The following is a 16,708-nucleotide window of genomic DNA, read 5'->3' on the forward strand; positions in this document are numbered from 1 at the left end:
AATTGAAGCCTAGGCGGGCTTTGATTCACCGTTCGCGCATCGAGCGCATGCTTGGTTCCGGGGTCTCCACCGGCTGGTTCCATCGCATGTGCGCGTATGCCCTTTGTCCTCCGCGAAAGCGGGGCATCTTGGATCAGGGGAATATGGCCATGACCACGGCTCGCATCATCGACTTCATCAACACCCGACGACCCGACGGCCCGTGCCTCGTTGTCGACCTCGACGTCGTGCGCAACAATTTCAAGGCCTTCCGCCACGCGCTGCCCGACAGCTCGATCTACTATGCCGTCAAGGCAAACCCGGCGCCGGAAATCCTGCGCCTGCTCGCCGGCATGGGCTCCTCCTTCGATTGCGCGTCCGTCGCTGAAATCGAGATGGCGCTCGACGCCGGTGCGACCGCCAGCCGCATTTCCTATGGCAACACCATCAAGAAGGAGCGCGACATTGCCCGCGCTCATGCACTTGGGATCAACCTGTTTGCCGTCGACAGCCACGAGGAAGTCGAGAAGATCGCCCGTGCCGCTCCCGGCGCCCGCGTGTTCTGCCGCGTTCTGACCGATGGCGAAGGTGCTGAATGGCCGCTGTCGCGCAAGTTCGGTTGCGTGCCGCAGATGGCTGTCGACGTGCTCGTCTATGCCCATCAGCACGGCCTCGTTTCCTACGGCGTCTCGTTCCATGTCGGTTCGCAGATGACGAAGCTCGACGCCTGGGATGCGGCTCTGTCGGACGCCAAGCGCGTATTCGTGCAGCTTGCCAAGCGCGGCATCGAACTGAAGATGGTCAACATGGGCGGCGGCTTCCCGACCAAGTACCTGAAGGACGTCCCGACGGCGGAAGCCTACGGCCAGGCGATCTTCGGTGCCTTGAAGAAGCACTTCGGCAACAACATTCCGGAGACCATCATCGAGCCCGGTCGTGGCATGGTCGGCAACGCTGGCGTGATCAAGGCGGAAGTCGTGCTCGTGTCGAAGAAGTCGGACAACGACGCCCATCGCTGGGTGTTCCTCGACATCGGCAAGTTCGGTGGTCTCGCCGAGACCATGGACGAGGCGATCCGTTACCCGATCCGCACGGCACGCGACGCCGACGCGATGGAGCCTTGCGTGCTCGCCGGCCCGACCTGCGATTCGGCCGACGTGCTCTATGAGAAGAACATGTATCCGTTGCCGATCACGCTTTCGATCGGCGACGAGGTTCTGATCGAAGGCACCGGCGCCTACACGACGACCTACTCGGCCGTCGCCTTCAACGGCTTCGAGCCGCTGAAGGCCTATGTGATCTGATCCGGCTGCTCCCGTCTTCAAGCGGGAGCGCCATTTCACAATTATCGTTCGGTCCGCCTGAAGCGGTTTTGATGACGGGAGGCCCCGATGGCCGCTGTTGTTGACGCCCTGCGCGCGTTCTTCGCGCCTACCACATTTGTAATCGATGCCGAAAATCCGGGCGACGTCGTCGCGCGCGAGAACCTGCTCGACCGTGCCATGGGGCCGGAGCGTCGCCGCAAGTCTTCGGAGAAGCTGCGCAGCGGCCGGCTGCCTGCCGAGGGCCTTGCCTTCGTCGCGCGCGATATCGACGGTCATGTCATCGGTACCGTCCGGCTCTGGAACGTCGAGGCCGGCGTCAGCCGCGAGGGCCATGCGGTGCCGGCGCTTTTGCTCGGCCCGCTCGCCGTCGATCCGGATCATGAGGGCAAGGGCATCGGCGGCATGCTGATGCGGGCAGCGATCGAAGAGGCGAAAAACCGCGGCCATGGCGCGGTCCTGCTGGTCGGCGACGCAGCCTACTACGAACGCTTCGCTTTCTTCGCCAGCCGCACCCAGCATCTGGTGATGCCCGGCCCGTTCGAGCGCGACCGGTTCCTGGCGCTCGAACTCAAGGACAACTGGCTCGAAGGTGCGGCCGGCCTGATCGTCGCCAGCGGTCGCAAGCTGGCCATGCCGCCGGTCCGTCGCGCCGCCTGACGCCTTCCCGCCCCCAACCCTGCGGGGGCTTCTTCGCTGGTCCCTTACCGATCGTTCGCGATCGGTGAGGGACCAGACACCGACCTCACCATCGCCCGGCCAAGTCTCGCCGCCGGTTATTTCGGCGCGTGGGCGTCGTAGCAGACAAAGGCGAGCTTGTTGCCGTCGGGGTCGCGCACGTAGGCGGCATAAAAACCCTCGCCGTATTGCGGGCGGAAGCCGGGTGCTCCCTCTTCGCTGCCGCCGCGCTCGATCGCGATCTGAAACATCCGGTCGATCAGTTCGGCGTTCTCCACCAGGAAGGCGGTCATGGCGCCGTTGCCGACCGAGGCGGTCTTGTTGTCGAACGGATAGCAGGCAAAGAAACGCGGCGCCTTTCCGTCGTCCTTGCGTCCCCAGGAGGAGACCTGCTCGTCGCAGTAGCAGCGCTCCTGGCCGATCAGCGCCATGACGGGATCGTAGAAGCGTTCCGCGCGCCTGAGATCCGTCGTTCCAACCATCGTGTAGCCGATCATCCGCTTCTCCTCGCCTCGTCGACACAGTGCGCGAAGTCGTCCCACAACCGGGCGCGATGCGCAACGGCGGATGGGCCATCGCTCGGGAGCCGTCGGTTCAAGTGCGGGACGTCGGCACGCCCTAGAAGGACCCGCCGATGCGGGCAACAATGGTGTTGGCGCTGTAGTCCTGGGTCGGGTCCGTTTCTTCCTGCCGCGAGTGCGCATACTCGATTTCGAGCTGCGGTTTCTCGTCAGGCCCGATCAGCAGCGTAGCGGTGACCGTCTCCGTCTTGCGATCGTAGAGATAGTAGTAATAGGTGGCGCGGCTCACCTCGTACTCGAGACTGGCCTTGATCCAGGGATTGAAGCGCTGGCCGAGAGAGGCGGAGACGGTCCGGGTCAGTTCGGCAACGGCATCGTCGATGTCGTCGATGGCGATGTCCTGACGGAAGCCGCTGGCGACCTCGAAGCCGCCGGATGTCTCCCACTTCGCCTCCGCGCGCAGAAAGGGTTCGGTATAACGATCGGTGCTGCCGAGGTTGTCGCTCATCAGCGCAATCACGCCGGCCTCGCCGATGAGCGTGAGACCGCCGTCAAAGCCGCGGGCATAGGCGAGCGAGCCGCGCAAGGTCGTCGCCGGGAAACGGGTGAAGCTGTTCTGTTCGTTGCCGGGGATGATCGAGCGGTTGTACTCGAGGCAGAGGCAGAGCTCGCCTCCTGCGACTTTGCGGAAATGGCTGACGCCGAACGTGGTGAGCGCCACGTCGGGGTCGAGCTTGGTCGGGCGAATGAGGTCGGTGGTGAACTCGGCAATGCCGTGCCGCCGATCGTCGTACTTTGCCGAGAACGCCGTCTTGCCGCCGAAGCCTTCGGCCGTGATCTTCGCGGCGCCCTGGGTGGAATAATCAACGGTGCGGTAGCCGATGACATCGCTCGGCAGCTTGAGGAAGAGGTCGCCGCTGTCGTTGCGGGTGGCGGCTGCCTCCAGCTCGACGAGCAGCGCCGCCCCGAGCGGAACGGCGTAACCGACCGTGCCGCCGGTCAGGTGCGTGTCGGCGAAGCGAAAGTCGACGATCCGCCGTTCGAACTGGCGGATGCCGTAGCTCAACTTGCCGTCGCCGAGTTCCAGGCTGCCGCGCAATCCCAGCCGGCCTTCCCAAAATGGGCCGGAAAGGACCTGTGGGTCCTCGAAGATGTTGCTGCTGTGGCCATAACCGGCGGAATAGTCGAGCGTCGTCTCGCCGGCAGCCGGGAGTGGTGTCGCGAGCAAGGCAAGCGTGACTGCGACGGCCGGGAATGAACGCATCCCCAATTCCTCAATCGATATCTTAATAAGAATATGATGGAGTTACGTGGTTAATAAAACTTTATGTTGTAATTAGTGCTTTCAAATATTTCGCCGCTGCGGCGGTTTGAGCGTGAGAAACAAGGCGTATCGGTGAACGTTAAAATTGCAGATGTTATGCTTAACTGTTTATTATAGTTCGCTTTCTCAATTGATTAATGAAATGCTAATTGTATCCTCTTGGTTGTGTACAGCAGGTACACGTCAAACAGGAGGTAAACCCATGACGATCAAGACAGTTTGCATCGCTATCGCAGTTGTGGCCGCCACCGTTTCGCAGGCGTCGGCCGGTGGCCTCAACCTCGGAATCCTGTCCGGCAAGAAGGTCGATGTCCTCAACGGCGGTATCGCCAACGGCATCGTTATCGCGCCGAAGGTCGATGTCGGTGATGTGCTTTCCGACAACAGCATCCTCAACAAGTCGCTGAACGGGGTCCTCTCCGGCAACGACCTTGGTCTCGGCATCCTGTCGAACAACGGTGGCAAGCAGCGCCGCCACTAAAGGGCCGCGGGGAAAGCCGGCGCGATTTCCGCCTGCATCCCGGTGATGCTCCCAGGGGTTCGTTTCGAAACGCGTTCGGACCGACCACCCTTCAAAACTTGCACTGTGACCCGTGACGCAGGGATGTAGGGAAGAGCCTCAGGGTGTTCTTCTCTGCCGCGGATCTCATGTGCCTAACAAGAGCGGATGGCGTCCTTGGCGCCGTCCGCTTTTCTCTGTTTCGCGGCACGGCACGACCTAGCCGTCGAGATAGGCGCGTCCTCGCGGCGACAGGCGATAGCCGACCGTCAGGCTCTCCGTGAGGCCGAGTTCCTTCAGTTTGCGAACCTGCGCCTTGAGCTTGAGTTTTTCCATGCCGATGGCGGCGCTCAGTCCGGCAGCCGTCGTTCCGTCACGGGCTGCAATCAGCCGCAGCACCTGATGTGTCCAGTCGACGCCGGCGCTGCGATCGAAGGCGGCGAGCCTGCGGTCGATCTCCGCACGACCGTCGCCATCAAGATCTGCCGTCTCGCGCAATGCGACGCGCGGGTCGCTTCCGGCAAGGTGGAAGGCAATGCGGTAGAAACATCCATCCGCTCGTGTGGCAAGCTCACTTAAAAGGGTATCGCGATCGGCATAACCGGCCTGATTGGCTTCGCCTGCAGTGATCGCGTCCTCGTCGACGAGGTCTACCGCATCGATCGAAAGCACGCCGATCGCCGTTCGCAGCGTGCCGCCGGCCTTGACGGTGGGCTTTGTCCAACGCCGGAACGCCAGGGTCACACGGCCGTCGGCAATGCCGGAGAGAGCCTCCTGGCGAAACAACATCTCAGGCGGTCGCGCGCCGATAGAGGGCGAGGGAGCCCGCAAGCGCAAGAAGCGCGCCGCCGCAGAGGCGGTCGAGCCAGACGGCGCCCGAGCGTTTGAGGAAGGCCGCCGCCTGCGCGCCGAGCAGGGTATAGCCGAACATCACGACGAAATCGACGAGGGCAAAGACCAGGGCAAGGGTGGCGTATTGGGGGACCTGCGGCATCGTCGCGTCAATGAATTGCGGCAAGAAGGCGCTGAAGAAGAGGTAGCCCTTGGGGTTGGTGACGGCGACGAGAAAGCTCTTGAGAAAAATGGCAACGGTGGAGGCCGGGGCGGCCGTGTCCCTGTCGTCGGCTGCGACCTGGACCGTCCCCTTCGAGCGCAGGAGCATGACGCCGAGGAAGGCGAGATAGGCCGCACCCAGCCACTTGACGACGGTGAACCAGAATTCCGACGCTGCCAGAAGCGCCCCGAGCCCGAGGGCGACGGCGCCGATCAGCACGAAGTCGGAGAGCACTGCGCCGACCATTCCGGGTATGGCGCGTTTCACGCCGTAGCGCGAGCCGTTGGTGAGTGCGAGCAGGACCGTCGGTCCGGGCGTCGCGATACCGATGAAGGCAACCAGTGCGAATGCGAGTATCGTCATCTCGGTCATGATGTCTCTCCCCGTTTTTTGTAGTCGTCCCACAGCTTTCGCGCGTACGCAATCGTCTTCTCGAGCGCGCCCGACCGCCGTATCGCCAGGCTGAATTTGACAGGACAGGTGGCTTCCCCTATGGAACGGGCAGGGCAAGGGCCCCTGCCGTCCGCGAGCGTGATGCTTTGGTGAAGCCCTTTTTTGAGACACGGTCAGCCGAAACGGCGTGCGAACCGGTGGCAATGCGGGCACCATCTTCAGGAATGCATGCCGTTGCAGGAGACCATCTCATGACGCGCGGATCAACCACGTTTCCCTCGCTCGACGCGCTCAAGGACCAGGCCAAACGGCTTCGTGCCCGCCTTGGGTCTGAAGGCGAAACCATCAGCCATTCTCGCTCGCTCGAACTCATCGCCGCCCAGTACGGCTATCGCGACTGGAATACGCTTCACGCTGCCGTCGGCAATCGCCCGCCCTTCAATCCCTGGATGCTCGGGTCGCGGGTGAAGGGCCACTATCTCGGCCAGCCCTTCGAAGGCGAGGTGCTCGCGGTACAGGCCCTGACGGCCCAGCCCGGGCGCTACCGGCTGACGATGAAATTCGACGAGCCAGTCGATGTCGTCACCTTCGAGAGCTTCTCGGCCTTTCGCCAACGGGTCGTGGCGACCGTCGACGAGACCGGACGAACGGTCGAGAAAACCTCGAACGGACGGCCGCAGCTGGAGCTTGAATGGTAGGCCCGGCAACGCCGGACCGGCCATTCGCTGCCGCCTTGCATCGCGTTTCCGGAACAGCGCCCTCGAAGCAATGACTTCGGGGGCGTTTCGTTCGGGGCGAGCGTGAACCTTCCTGCTCTAACGCGCCGCTGACGGCGGGGTGGTGAGGGACGGCACTCTGAAATCGGCGTGAACTTCGCATTTAGTTGCGAATGAGTTGCATTTGCATTATGGATGTAATTGCGAATGAGTCGCAAGAAGGCGACGCGCGCTTCGTGCCGGGTGCAGGATGGCTCGGCGCGGACAATTCACGGGGGGCAGCATGGTAAAGCCGACAGGTCGGGATCTGGTTCGAAGGCGCAGTCTCCTGATGGGCGGGTTGGCAGCGGCGGGCGGCACCGCGATTTGCACCAGCGGGGCGCTCGGGCAGCAGCAGGTCACCAGCCACGCCGCTGGTCATGTTGCGCCCATGGGCGCGGCGACCATGGAGCCGATGCCCGGCATGGGCCATGGCGCGATGATGACGGTTGGCGACGTCGACAGCGCCGTGAACGGTTTCGACCCGACCGACATGCTGACCGACTGGGATACCGGCACGGTGTCGACGCTACCGGACGGACGGACGCTGAGGACGTTCGAGATGACGGCCGAGGACCGCGAGATCGAGATCGCGCCCGGCATCAAATTTCCCGCCTGGACCTATAATGGCCGGGTTCCCGGGCCGGCACTGCGGGCGAAAGAGGGCGAACGGCTGCGAATCGTCTTTCGCAACTACGCGTCGCATCCCCACTCTATCCACTTTCATGGCATTCACGCGGCCCGCATGGACGGCGTGCCGGGCGCTGGCATGGTCGATCCCGGGGACGAGTTTACTTACGAGTTCGATGCCAAGCCCTTCGGCTGCCACCTCTACCATTGCCACGCCATGCCGCTTCGCCGTCACATACACAAGGGCATGTACGGCGCCTTCGTCATCGACCCCGATCCGGAACGCCACCCGGAATACGCCGATATCGCCCGCTCGCGGCTGCTCGGCACGCCCGAAAATGCCGGCTGGCAGGAACTGGTGATGGTGATGAACGCCTTCGACACCAATTTCGATGCCGAGAACGAGGTCTACGCCGTCAACACCGTCGCCCATGCCTTCATGAAAAAGCCGATCAAGATCGTGAAGGGCAAGCCGGTGCGCATCTATCTGGTCAATGTCATCGAATTCGACCCGATCAACTCCTTCCACCTGCACGCCAATTTCTTCGACTACTACGACCAGGGCACGACGCTGACGCCGACGCTGAGGACTGTCGATCTCATCACCCAGTGCCAGGCGCAGCGCGGCATCCTCGAATTCACCTTCGCCGAGCATGAGCCGGGCCTCTACATGTTCCACCCGCACCAGACCGAGTTTACCGAGCTCGGCTGGGTCGGCATGTTCGACGTGGTGGAGGCGCTGGCATGAACGAGACCCTGCCGAGAGCCGCCATCCGCGCGGCAAGGACAAATCTGGTCTGGCTTGCGCTGCCACTGTTGGCCTTTGGTGCAGCCGTTTTCTGGATCCTGTCGACCGACCCCCTCTCCGGTTTCCGCAACGGCGCGCCGCCGATCGAAAACCTGACCTTCGAGCGAACCGTGCTCGACGACAGTGGCATGCGCCTGCTGGTACGCGCAGGCGGCTCGGAACCCATGACCGTGGCGCAGGTCCAGGTGGACGACGCCTATTGGCAGTTTACCCAGGATCCGCCGGGTCCGATCACGCGTGGCAAGTCGGCATGGCTGAGCCTGCCTTTCCCGTGGATGCTTGGCGAAGCCCATGCGGTGAAGGTGGTGACGAACACCGGTGCCACCTTCGCCCATGACATTGCGGTCGCCGTGCCGACACCGCAGGCGACGCCAGGCCAGTTGCGGCTGCAGGCGGTGGTCGGCATCATCGTCGGTATCGTGCCGGTGGCCGTCGGGCTGATGTTCTATCCGGTCCTGCGCGGGGTCGGGCGTGAGGGTATGGCCTTTCTGCTGTCGCTGACGATCGGTCTGCTCGGCTTTCTCTTCATCGATGCGAGCGCCGAGGCGCTGGAGCTCGCCGGTGAAGCGGCGGCGATCTTCCAGGGGCCGGTCATGGTGGTGCTGGCGGGTCTGAGCAGCTTCCTGTTGCTGATGGCGATCGGCAGGCGCGGCGGCGCGCCGGCCGGGCTGGCGCTATCCACCTACATTGCGCTTGGCATCGGCCTGCACAATCTGGGCGAGGGCCTGGCGATCGGGGCGGCCTTTGCCGCCGGATCTGCGGGTCTCGGAACCTTCCTCGTGCTTGGATTTGCGTTGCACAACATCACCGAGGGTATCGGTATCGCCGCGCCGATCCTGAAGAAGAGGCCATCCGCCTGGGCATTTGCCGGCTTGACGCTGCTTGCCGGCGGCCCAGCCGTCATCGGCATGTGGCTTGGCAGCCTCGCGACGTCGGCGCAATGGTCGGCGCTGGCGCTGGCCGTGGGGGCGGGGGCGATTCTGCAGGTCATCGTCGAGGTCGGCGCCTATCTGATGCGCCAGAGCGAGCGCGGCCGCGACGTCTTCCTGACGCCGCCGGTCATGGCCGGCCTCGCGGCCGGAGCCGCGTTCATGTACCTGACCGCCGCGCTCGTGAAGATCTGAGCGGGCGAAGAGCACTGAGACCGGGTCAGACGATCGTCTGGTCCATCTCGGCTGCCGGCACCTCGTCGACGCGGTGGATGCGCACCACCGTTGCCGGCACGCCGGCGACCGTCGTGCGTGGCGGGACCGCCTTCAGGACAACGCTGCCGGCCGCGACCTTGCTGAAGGCGCCGACCTCGATATTGCCGAGGATTTCGGCACCGGCGCCGATCATGACGCCGCGACGGATCTTCGGGTGCCGGTCGCCGGTTTCCTTGCCGGTGCCGCCGAGCGTGACGTTCTGCAGGATCGAGACCTGGTCCTCGATGACGGAGGTCTCGCCGATGACGATGCCGGAACCGTGGTCGAGCATCACAGCCTTGCCGATGCAGGCGGCCGGATGAATGTCGGGGCCGAAGATGCGCGAGGCGAGGTTCGAGAGCCAGGCGGCCACGTCCCTGCGGCCATCCGTCCAGAGCTGATGGGCGGCGCGGTAGGTCTGTAGCGCCTGGTAACCCTTGAGATTGACGAGCACATGCAGAAGGCCGGGGCAGGCGGGATCACGCTCCTTGACCGCCTGAAGGTCGGCCTCGGCAGCAAGCATAACGTCGGGGTTCGCGGCAAAAATCTCCAACAGCAGTGCCGCAAGCGATTGTTCCTCGACACGCGCTCCCGATAGCGCAGCAGCAAGGACGGCTGCAAGCAGCTCAGCGTCGGACCCGGCATCGGTGATCGGCGCGAGCACTCGCGTCATGACCGGCTCGCTTGCCGCAAGCGCTTGCGCCTGCGCCCGAACCAGGCTCCAGACCTCGCCATCGGCGAGCGGCTCGGCAAGCGCGCTGCCATAGCGTTGCGTCTCAATCCATGCCGTCATGAGCCACCTGTTATCCGGCGATGTCGACGACGCCGCAATCGCCCGCGGCCGAACCGAAGGCTAGCTGTTTGCCGTCCTTGTTCCAGGCCATGGCGGTGATGGCGCCCTTGCCGGGGCGGCGCAGAAGCACTTCCTTGCTGTCGGCGAAGCGCGCAGCGAGGATCATGCCGTCCTGATAGCCGATGGCGACGATGTCTTCGGCCGGATGGCAGCAGACGGATGTCACCATGATGTCGGCGCGGGTGCCGAGTTCGAGCGGCGCCTTGCCCATCGGGCCATCCTTGCCCTGGAAAGGCCAGACGATCGCGGCGGGTGCGCCCGAGGAGGCGAGCCACTTGCCCTTGGCTGACCAGGAGACCGACTTCACCTTGGCGGGATAGCCGGTCATGCGCATGTGGCGGGCCTCGGCGCCGGGCTTGGCGTCGAGCTTCCAGCCGTGCAGCGCGTTTTCCTGCATGGTGGTGACGAGGAAGCGGCCATCGGGCGAGAAGGTAACGCCGGTATGGGCGCCCTTCCATTCGAGATCGATCGGTTGGCCGGACATGCCGACCCAGTGCAACGAGACGCCGTTATAGCGGGCGGCGGCGACGCGCAGACCCTTCGGCGCGAACGCCAGGCCCTCTACGGTGCGTTCCTCGGTGATTTCCTTGGTCGTGCCGTCGGCAAGCCGCACATGGGTGGTCTTGCCATAGGCGTAGCCAACCGCGCCTTGCGGACCGGCGGCAACCTGGGCGATCCACTTGCGCGGCGCTTCGGCGACGAGCGACGTCGTGCCGTCTGCCGCCGTGCGCATGACCTTGCCGTCTTCGCCGCCGGTCAGAAGCGTGTCGTTCGCCTCGTCGACAACGAGCGACAGCAGGCCCTCATGGGCCTCCGTCGTCTTGTGGCCCAGATCGAGGCGGTGAATGCCGCCGGTGGCTTCGGCGAAGAAGGGAACACCTTTGAGAAAGGCCACGCCGACGACGTGACCTTCGAGGTCGAGGGGAGCGACAGTCGGCATCAGTTCGGCTGCGCCTCGCAGGCCTTGAACGTGCGCTCGAGCTTTTCGCGGTCGAGATCACGGCCGATGAAGACGAGGCGGCTTTCCCGCTTCTCGCCGTCCTTCCAGGCGCGCTGGTGGTCGCCCTCGATGATCATGTGGACGCCCTGCACGACATAACGTTCGGCGTCGCCAGCAAAGGCGATGATGCCCTTCAGGCGCAGGATGTTCGGGCCGTCCGTCTGGGTGATCTTCTGGATCCAGGGGAAGAAGCGATCCGGGTTCATCTCGCCGCCGCGCAGCGAAATCGACTGCACCGTCACGTCGTGGATCGGCGAGGGGGCGTCGTGGTGATGGTGATGATGGTCGTGATCGTGGTCATGATCATGATGGTGGTGGTCGTGATCATGGTGGTGATGGTGATGATCGTGGCCGCAATCCGGGCCGCAGGTGTGATCATGCTCATGATCGTCCTGGTCGAGGAAGTGCGGATCGTTTTCGAGCGCCCGTTCGAGGTTGAAGGCGCCCTGGTCGAGAACCTTGGCAAGATCGATATCGGACCGCTGCGTGCGGTAGATGCGGGCCGAGGGGTTGATGACCCGCACGGTCGCTTCGATGCGCTCCAGTTCCTCGGGGCTGACGAGGTCGGTCTTGTTGAGCAGCACGACATCGGCAAAGGCGATCTGGTCTTCCGCCTCGCGGCTGTCCTTGAGCCGCAGCGGCAGATGCTTGGCGTCGACAAGCGCGACGACGGCGTCGAGCTCGGTCTTGGCGCGCACGTCGTCGTCCATGAAGAAGGTCTGGGCAACCGGCACCGGATCGGCAAGGCCCGTCGTTTCCACGATGATCGCATCGAAACGGCCGGGGCGGCGCATCAGGCCTTCCACCACGCGGATCAGGTCGCCGCGCACGGTGCAGCAGACGCAGCCATTGTTCATCTCGTAGATTTCTTCGTCGGATTCCACGATCAGGTCGTTGTCGATGCCGATCTCGCCGAACTCGTTGACGATGACGGCATACTTGCGGCCATGGTTTTCGCTGAGGATGCGGTTGAGCAACGTCGTCTTGCCGGCGCCGAGATAGCCGGTAAGCACGGTGACGGGGATCGGCTTCTGCGGGGATGTTTCGGTCATGGGAACCTCTGGGATTTCCGGATGCGGCGGGCAGGCATCCAAGTCGGCTTTCATATAGGAGATGCGGCGGCGATGCGCAAATGCCGCAGGCGATTTTGCCGGCCCTTAGCACTGGCCGTCCTGGTTGCCGATAACCGTCCTTTCATCAAAATCGGCCAGAGTGCGGGCACATCGAAGGGGTTCGCGCGTGAAGACGATTTCCATCAACGGCCGGTTCCTGACCCAGCCGCTTACCGGCGTGCAGCGCTTTGCCCGCGAGATGACGCGGGCGCTTGATGCCCGCATTGCCTCGGGCGCCGTCCCGCACGCCTTAAAAGACGTGCGCTGGCGGCTCTTGGCCCCCAGGACGGCGGTCGACGATCTCGATCTCAAGGCGATTTCGGTGGAGCGTTTCGGTTCCGGTCCGGGCCACGTCTGGGAGCAGGGCCCGCTCTACTGGCGTGCGCGCCGCGACACCCTCATCGGCTTCGGCGGCAGCGGTCCGGTTCTGCACGGCGACCAGGTGGTGGTGATCCACGACGTCACCCTGTTTCGCCATCCGGCCTCGTTCGGGCGCGGCTACCGGCTGTTCCACGGGACGCTCGGGTTCCTTCTGGCGCGACGGGCGAAGATCGGGACCGTGTCGAATTTTTCGCGCAAGGAACTCGCAGACGTGTTCCGCGTGCCGGCGTCCGGGATCGACGTTATCTACAACGCCACGGATCACTTCGCCGGTCTTCAGCCGGATAATGACATCATCCAGCGGCTCGGGCTTGAGGATACGCCCTTCTTCCTGCTGGTCGGCACGCTGAAGCCCAACAAGAACGTCGAGTTCGCCGTCCGCGCCTTCGAGGCCCTTGGTGCAGGGGACCACAAGCTCGTCGTGGTCGGCGGTACGGACCCGACCGTGTTTCGCGACATCGCGCCGACCTCGAAGGGCAACCTGATCTTTCCCGGGCGCCTGACCGATGCAGAGATCGCCGGTCTGCAACGCCGCGCCGTCGCCTTCGTCTTTCCGAGCCTCTACGAAGGCTTCGGCATTCCACCGCTCGAAGCGATGACGCAGGGTTGCCCGGTGCTCGCCGCCGATATCCCGCCGGTGCGCGAGGCCTGCGGCGATGCCGTTCGCTATTTCGATCCCCTGAAGACGGAAACGCTGGTCGAGACGATGGGTTTGATATCGGCCGATGAGGGCCTGCGCCGCCAGTTGACGCTTGCCGGCTTCGACAACGCCAAGCGCTTCTCCTGGGACGGCAGTGCGGTCGTTCTGCTCAATATGCTGGCAGCCAACCGGTCTTAACTCGAAAGCGTCCGGCGTCAGAGATCGAGCACGCGCATCGGGTCCAGCCGTCCGCGCAGCATATCTGAGAAGGCGATGAGGTTGCCCTTGAGGCGACCGCGGCGGTCGACGAGGCCCTGCGGCCTGACGCTGCCGAGGATGTTGGCAGCGACGTTGCCGCCCATCAGGCGCAGCGCCCATTTCAGGCCGACCGTGCCCTTGTTGCGCAGATAGAGCGGATTGGCGACTTGCGAATAGCCGAAACGCAGACCCGACGTGCGGCCACGCTTGTTGCCGAGATGGACGCCGCGCAGTCTCGACGCCTTCACGATACGCCCGTGTTTGGCAAGCCGGCGGCAGAAATCGACGTCCTCCTGCCAGCCGTAGAGCGGCAGCCGTTCATCGAAACGGGTGCGCTCGGCAGCTATCGCCGACTGGCGGAAGACCATGTTGCAGCCATAGGCATTGAAGGCGGGCGTGATCTGATCATCGGCCGCCGGCCCGGCGTCGCCGTCGAGGATCGCCTGCGCATCGGCCACCGAGATGCCGGGCCCATGAATGCCGTCGGCCAGCACCATGCCGGTTGCAACGACGATATCGGCCTCGCGGGCAAACAGCCGTTCGGTCTCGGCGAGAAAATCGTGGCGCGGCAGGAAGTCGTCGTCGAAGAAGACGATGAGGTCGGCGGTCGTCGCGTGGTCGAGGACCGCATTGCGCTGCGCGCTCGAACCTTTGTTGCCCTTGATGACCCGGACGTCGACTGAAAGGGCGCCGAGGCGGGCTTCATCGATGTCATCGGGCGCACTCGGGCATACCAGGATCGCGTCCGGCAGCCTGGTCTGTCGCATCAGATGTTGCAGGGTTTGCGAAAGGACCTCTCGGCGGCCCGCGGTCGCTATGCCGACGACGATGTTCATTACGGGCTCCCCGGACGTTTCGGCGGCGATCTAACCGGAAATTCGTGCAGTTTTTCTTAGCGCCATCGCTCTGAGCGCCTATGCGGCGAGAGGCTTCGGCGTTCGCATCATCAGCCGCAACTGATTGAGTGCGAGCAGGCACAGGAGGCCGCCGCCGAGGATACCGGCGCCAATCGCGAGATAGCCGGTGACGCCGGCGACCGCGAAGGCGAGGCCGGCCGTGGCGAGCCCCGCGGCGGCAAGAAGCACCGGCGGCCAGGGGAGAACGAAGGGAAGCGCCGCCATCAGGCGCAGGCCGAAGGCGGTTGCAAGGATCGCTCCGATCGCGGCACCGGTCGCGAGCGCGGTGTCGTTCGGGCCCGCGACAAGCAGTGCCGTCAGCGCCCCGAGGTTCAGAAGCAGGCAGTCGACGACGGCCAGCAGAAGGATCAGCGCCAGGCGCTGCTTCAGGTGCAGCGGCGTCGGCAACATGATCTGCGTCAGCGTGCGGGCCAGCGAAAGCAGGATGATGGCCGGCGCCGTCGCAAGAAATCCCTGCTGCAGGTCCGGGCTGATCACGAGCCATGTGACCGGCAGCAGCACGGCGAAGATGCCGGCCGCCATCATCAGGGCGAAGCTGGCAAGCAGGGCATAATATTGTCCGAGTGTCCGGGGGAGGTCCCCGGGATTGTCTATCCGGTCATGGGCGGCGACGATTTCGGGATACTGGATCGCCTGAAGCGCCGAAACGATGAGCACGAAGGGCCGCTGCAAAAGGTCGAGCGCCAGCAGCGCGCCGGCGGCACCCGTTGCTCCCAGTACGGATGTCAGGAGTGCCTTGAGGGCAAGCGGCGCGAACATGGCCGCCGTCGCAGCGCCTGCCGAAACACTGCCATAGACGAGGTGCCTGCGGAAACGCTGAGCGCTGAGCGCCCCGGCTGGTCGCGCTGAGGGGCTGCGGGAAAGAACCGTGGCGAGCAGGCCGTAGGCAGCGTAGCCCGCAAGAAGCCCGGTCACGGTCGAGAGGAAGGTGGGCGAGGCCAACGCCCCGGCGAGCGTGCCGGCTGCCAGAATGGTGGCGCGGGATCCCTGCAGCACGGAAAAGGCGCGAAAGTCCTGGCGGAACCGCAGCATCGTCAGATGCAGGTCGCTGGTCCCTTGCGCGATCGACACAACTCCGCCGACCAACGCCACGACGGGCGGCACGCCGAACAGGACCGCCACGCAGGCTGCGAGCAGGCAGAGCGCTGCGCAGATCGTCGCTTCAACGAGGATCGTGCGCCGCTCCGCCGCCTCGCTGTCGGCGTCCGGCCCTGGATAGAAGCGCGTGCAGGCGAACCGAACCCATTCGAATGCGGCGATCGCCGCGAACTGGCAGATCGACGCGAACAACGAATAGCTGGCGTAGTCGGCAGGCGCCAGCCAATGGGCGACGACGATCAGGAGGCCGAAGGCTATGACGGCCTGATAAAAATAGGCGCCGAGCGCTACGATCTTCGCCATGGGGCCTCTGCTCTTCCAACTCACGGTCTTGATAGCGCAAAACCGCAAAGAAAGTGTTTGCCGGAGCGCTTGCGTCGTCAGGCGAGTTTTGAAGGGTCGAAGGCCCTAACGTCTTCGAGCAGTTCGACAAGGCCATGGACGGCGTGGGCAAGCAGCGCTTCGCCGCGTGAAGCCGTTGCGGCCGAAGCGTTGCCGGCAACGCCATCGGCATTGAGGTCGCGCATCTTCCAGCCGAAGGCATGCGGGCCATAGGCGCGCAGATGCTTGAAGCGACCGGCAAAGTCGCGCTGGCGAGAGGGGAAGTCGTACGCCTTTGCCATGTCGACCTTGTCGGGATGCAGCGCCAGCATCACCGATGTCTCGATGTCGCCGCCGTGAATGTCGAAGGCCTTGTCTTCCGGTGCAATCCATCCGTCCGGCTGACCGAAGCGGGTCCAACTCGTTGCGACCGCCAGCATGTTGAAGCGTACCCGCGCTTCGGTCGCGACGATCGTCATCAACGGCGAATTGCCGCCGTGGGCATTCAACATCACGAGCTTGCGAAGCCCGAGGCGATGAAGTTTTCCGGCGATGCCGAGCCAGCGCTCCACGGCCTCGTCATAGGCGAGCGTGCGGGTGCCGGCGACGTCCATGTGCTCGATCGAATAGCCGGTCGGCTCGACCGGAAGGAAGGTGACGGGGAGATCGGCGGGCAGCGCCGCGATCGTGCGCTCGACCACGCCTTCGGCGATCAGCGTGTCGGTTTCGAACGGCAGATGCGGCCCGTGCTGTTCATGCGCGCCGAGCGGCAGCACGGCGATCCAGTCGCGACGAGCGCTCTTGGGAAGGTCGGTCGCATTGTCGTGCCATCGCGGCTCGGGCATCGACATTTCTCTTCGATCCTCCACGTCAATTGTCGTAAAATTGTTATTTGAGTCATACAGTTCGTAATCGCAAGCTGTATTGTTATAAGTGTGCGAGACGGGATTCGGCAGGAGGTCCAATGGGCAAGAAGAACAA

The 16,708-nt window shown here is 64.1% G+C and carries 17 protein-coding genes; 7 read left to right on the top strand and 10 right to left on the bottom strand.

From position 1 onward, the window contains the following. Positions 1-143: 143 nt before the first annotated feature. Both odc2 and VGO12_RS08615 read left to right on the top strand, forming a co-directional pair. Positions 144-1,283, top strand: a complete 1,140-nt coding sequence (gene odc2, locus VGO12_RS08610) for an ornithine/lysine decarboxylase (RefSeq protein ID WP_327512316.1) — start codon at positions 144-146, stop codon at positions 1,281-1,283. A gap of 87 nt (positions 1,284-1,370) precedes the next feature. Further along, positions 1,371-1,961 carry an N-acetyltransferase gene (locus tag VGO12_RS08615; RefSeq protein WP_327512317.1) on the top strand — a complete coding sequence of 197 codons (591 nt, stop codon included), beginning with the start codon at positions 1,371-1,373 and terminating at the stop codon, positions 1,959-1,961. Positions 1,962-2,077: 116 nt separating this feature from the next. On the opposite strand, the gene VGO12_RS08620 is transcribed toward VGO12_RS08615, so the two are convergent. Together VGO12_RS08620 and VGO12_RS08625 are read right to left on the bottom strand one after the other, a co-directional pair. Beyond that, positions 2,078-2,476, bottom strand: a complete 399-nt coding sequence (locus VGO12_RS08620; RefSeq protein ID WP_327512318.1) for a VOC family protein — start codon at positions 2,474-2,476, stop codon at positions 2,078-2,080. 121 nt (positions 2,477-2,597) lie between these two features. Then, a complete protein-coding gene (locus VGO12_RS08625; protein WP_327512319.1) occupies positions 2,598-3,764 on the bottom strand; it encodes a hypothetical protein in 1,167 nt (388 codons plus the stop codon). Between the two features lie 262 nt (positions 3,765-4,026). Between VGO12_RS08625 and VGO12_RS08630 the strand changes: the two genes are divergently transcribed. Continuing rightward, positions 4,027-4,305, top strand: coding sequence for a hypothetical protein (locus VGO12_RS08630; RefSeq protein ID WP_327512320.1), 279 nt, complete (start codon positions 4,027-4,029; stop codon positions 4,303-4,305). 237 nt (positions 4,306-4,542) lie between these two features. Here VGO12_RS08630 and VGO12_RS08635 read toward each other — a convergent pair whose 3' ends face one another. Beyond that, the gene (locus tag VGO12_RS08635) at positions 4,543-5,112 is read right to left on the bottom strand and encodes a hypothetical protein (protein WP_327512321.1); all 570 of its coding nucleotides are present in this window, start codon (positions 5,110-5,112) and stop codon (positions 4,543-4,545) included. A 1-nt stretch (position 5,113) separates the two neighbouring features. Further along, on the bottom strand, positions 5,114-5,749 hold the full coding sequence (locus VGO12_RS08640) for a LysE family translocator (protein ID WP_327512323.1): 636 nt from the start codon (positions 5,747-5,749) through the stop codon (positions 5,114-5,116). A 272-nt stretch (positions 5,750-6,021) separates the two neighbouring features. On the opposite strand from VGO12_RS08640, the gene VGO12_RS08645 reads away from it, so the two are divergent. The 3 genes from VGO12_RS08645 (at position 6,022) to VGO12_RS08655 (ending at position 9,087) form a co-directional block, all read left to right on the top strand. Then, the gene (locus VGO12_RS08645; RefSeq protein ID WP_327512324.1) at positions 6,022-6,468 is read left to right on the top strand and encodes a glyoxalase superfamily protein; all 447 of its coding nucleotides are present in this window, start codon (positions 6,022-6,024) and stop codon (positions 6,466-6,468) included. 301 nt (positions 6,469-6,769) lie between these two features. Continuing rightward, complete coding sequence (locus tag VGO12_RS08650; RefSeq protein ID WP_327512325.1) at positions 6,770-7,903, top strand: multicopper oxidase domain-containing protein; 1,134 nt, start codon at positions 6,770-6,772, stop codon at positions 7,901-7,903. Continuing rightward, positions 7,900-9,087, top strand: a complete 1,188-nt coding sequence (locus tag VGO12_RS08655) for a metal transporter (protein ID WP_327512326.1) — start codon at positions 7,900-7,902, stop codon at positions 9,085-9,087. Before VGO12_RS08650 ends, VGO12_RS08655 begins: the two co-directional genes overlap by 4 nt. 25 nt (positions 9,088-9,112) lie before the next feature. Here VGO12_RS08655 and cysE read toward each other — a convergent pair whose 3' ends face one another. The 3 genes from cysE to VGO12_RS08670 are packed head-to-tail and all read right to left on the bottom strand — an operon-like array spanning position 9,113 to position 12,052. Then, on the bottom strand, positions 9,113-9,940 hold the full coding sequence (gene cysE / locus VGO12_RS08660; RefSeq protein WP_327512327.1) for a serine O-acetyltransferase: 828 nt from the start codon (positions 9,938-9,940) through the stop codon (positions 9,113-9,115). A 10-nt stretch (positions 9,941-9,950) separates the two neighbouring features. Further along, positions 9,951-10,940 (bottom strand): WD40 repeat domain-containing protein, encoded by a 990-nt coding sequence (locus tag VGO12_RS08665; protein ID WP_327512328.1) that lies wholly within the window; start codon positions 10,938-10,940, stop codon positions 9,951-9,953. Beyond that, positions 10,940-12,052 (bottom strand): GTP-binding protein, encoded by a 1,113-nt coding sequence (locus tag VGO12_RS08670; protein ID WP_327512329.1) that lies wholly within the window; start codon positions 12,050-12,052, stop codon positions 10,940-10,942. Before VGO12_RS08670 ends, VGO12_RS08665 begins: the two co-directional genes overlap by 1 nt. 187 nt (positions 12,053-12,239) lie before the next feature. On the opposite strand from VGO12_RS08670, the gene VGO12_RS08675 reads away from it, so the two are divergent. After that, positions 12,240-13,331, top strand: a complete 1,092-nt coding sequence (locus VGO12_RS08675; RefSeq protein WP_327512330.1) for a glycosyltransferase family 1 protein — start codon at positions 12,240-12,242, stop codon at positions 13,329-13,331. Between the two features lie 17 nt (positions 13,332-13,348). On the opposite strand, the gene VGO12_RS08680 is transcribed toward VGO12_RS08675, so the two are convergent. The 3 genes from VGO12_RS08680 to VGO12_RS08690 form a co-directional block, all read right to left on the bottom strand. Continuing rightward, a complete protein-coding gene (locus tag VGO12_RS08680; protein WP_327512331.1) occupies positions 13,349-14,227 on the bottom strand; it encodes a glycosyltransferase family 2 protein in 879 nt (292 codons plus the stop codon). A 78-nt stretch (positions 14,228-14,305) separates the two neighbouring features. Beyond that, a complete protein-coding gene (locus VGO12_RS08685) occupies positions 14,306-15,709 on the bottom strand; it encodes a hypothetical protein (protein WP_327512332.1) in 1,404 nt (467 codons plus the stop codon). Between the two features lie 77 nt (positions 15,710-15,786). After that, the gene (locus VGO12_RS08690; protein ID WP_327512333.1) at positions 15,787-16,578 is read right to left on the bottom strand and encodes a creatininase family protein; all 792 of its coding nucleotides are present in this window, start codon (positions 16,576-16,578) and stop codon (positions 15,787-15,789) included. Between the last annotated feature and the right edge of the window lie 130 nt (positions 16,579-16,708).

Source organism: Ensifer sp. (genome assembly GCF_035999135.1).
Taxonomy (GTDB): Bacteria; Pseudomonadota; Alphaproteobacteria; order Rhizobiales; family Rhizobiaceae; genus Ensifer.

Bases quoted from the DNA above. Each gene is read 5' to 3' on its own strand.
- odc2 (WP_327512316.1), top strand. From the start codon at position 144: ATGGCCATGACCACGGCTCGCATCATCGACTTCATCAACACCCGACGA.
- VGO12_RS08615 (WP_327512317.1), top strand. From the start codon at position 1,371: ATGGCCGCTGTTGTTGACGCCCTGCGCGCGTTCTTCGCGCCTACCACA.
- VGO12_RS08620 (WP_327512318.1), bottom strand. From the start codon at position 2,476: ATGATCGGCTACACGATGGTTGGAACGACGGATCTCAGGCGCGCGGAA.
- VGO12_RS08625 (WP_327512319.1), bottom strand. From the start codon at position 3,764: ATGCGTTCATTCCCGGCCGTCGCAGTCACGCTTGCCTTGCTCGCGACA.
- VGO12_RS08630 (WP_327512320.1), top strand. From the start codon at position 4,027: ATGACGATCAAGACAGTTTGCATCGCTATCGCAGTTGTGGCCGCCACC.
- VGO12_RS08635 (WP_327512321.1), bottom strand. From the start codon at position 5,112: ATGTTGTTTCGCCAGGAGGCTCTCTCCGGCATTGCCGACGGCCGTGTG.
- VGO12_RS08640 (WP_327512323.1), bottom strand. From the start codon at position 5,749: ATGACCGAGATGACGATACTCGCATTCGCACTGGTTGCCTTCATCGGT.
- VGO12_RS08645 (WP_327512324.1), top strand. From the start codon at position 6,022: ATGACGCGCGGATCAACCACGTTTCCCTCGCTCGACGCGCTCAAGGAC.
- VGO12_RS08650 (WP_327512325.1), top strand. From the start codon at position 6,770: ATGGTAAAGCCGACAGGTCGGGATCTGGTTCGAAGGCGCAGTCTCCTG.
- VGO12_RS08655 (WP_327512326.1), top strand. From the start codon at position 7,900: ATGAACGAGACCCTGCCGAGAGCCGCCATCCGCGCGGCAAGGACAAAT.
- cysE (WP_327512327.1), bottom strand. From the start codon at position 9,940: ATGACGGCATGGATTGAGACGCAACGCTATGGCAGCGCGCTTGCCGAG.
- VGO12_RS08665 (WP_327512328.1), bottom strand. From the start codon at position 10,940: ATGCCGACTGTCGCTCCCCTCGACCTCGAAGGTCACGTCGTCGGCGTG.
- VGO12_RS08670 (WP_327512329.1), bottom strand. From the start codon at position 12,052: ATGACCGAAACATCCCCGCAGAAGCCGATCCCCGTCACCGTGCTTACC.
- VGO12_RS08680 (WP_327512331.1), bottom strand. From the start codon at position 14,227: ATGAACATCGTCGTCGGCATAGCGACCGCGGGCCGCCGAGAGGTCCTT.
- VGO12_RS08685 (WP_327512332.1), bottom strand. From the start codon at position 15,709: ATGGCGAAGATCGTAGCGCTCGGCGCCTATTTTTATCAGGCCGTCATA.
- VGO12_RS08690 (WP_327512333.1), bottom strand. From the start codon at position 16,578: ATGTCGATGCCCGAGCCGCGATGGCACGACAATGCGACCGACCTTCCC.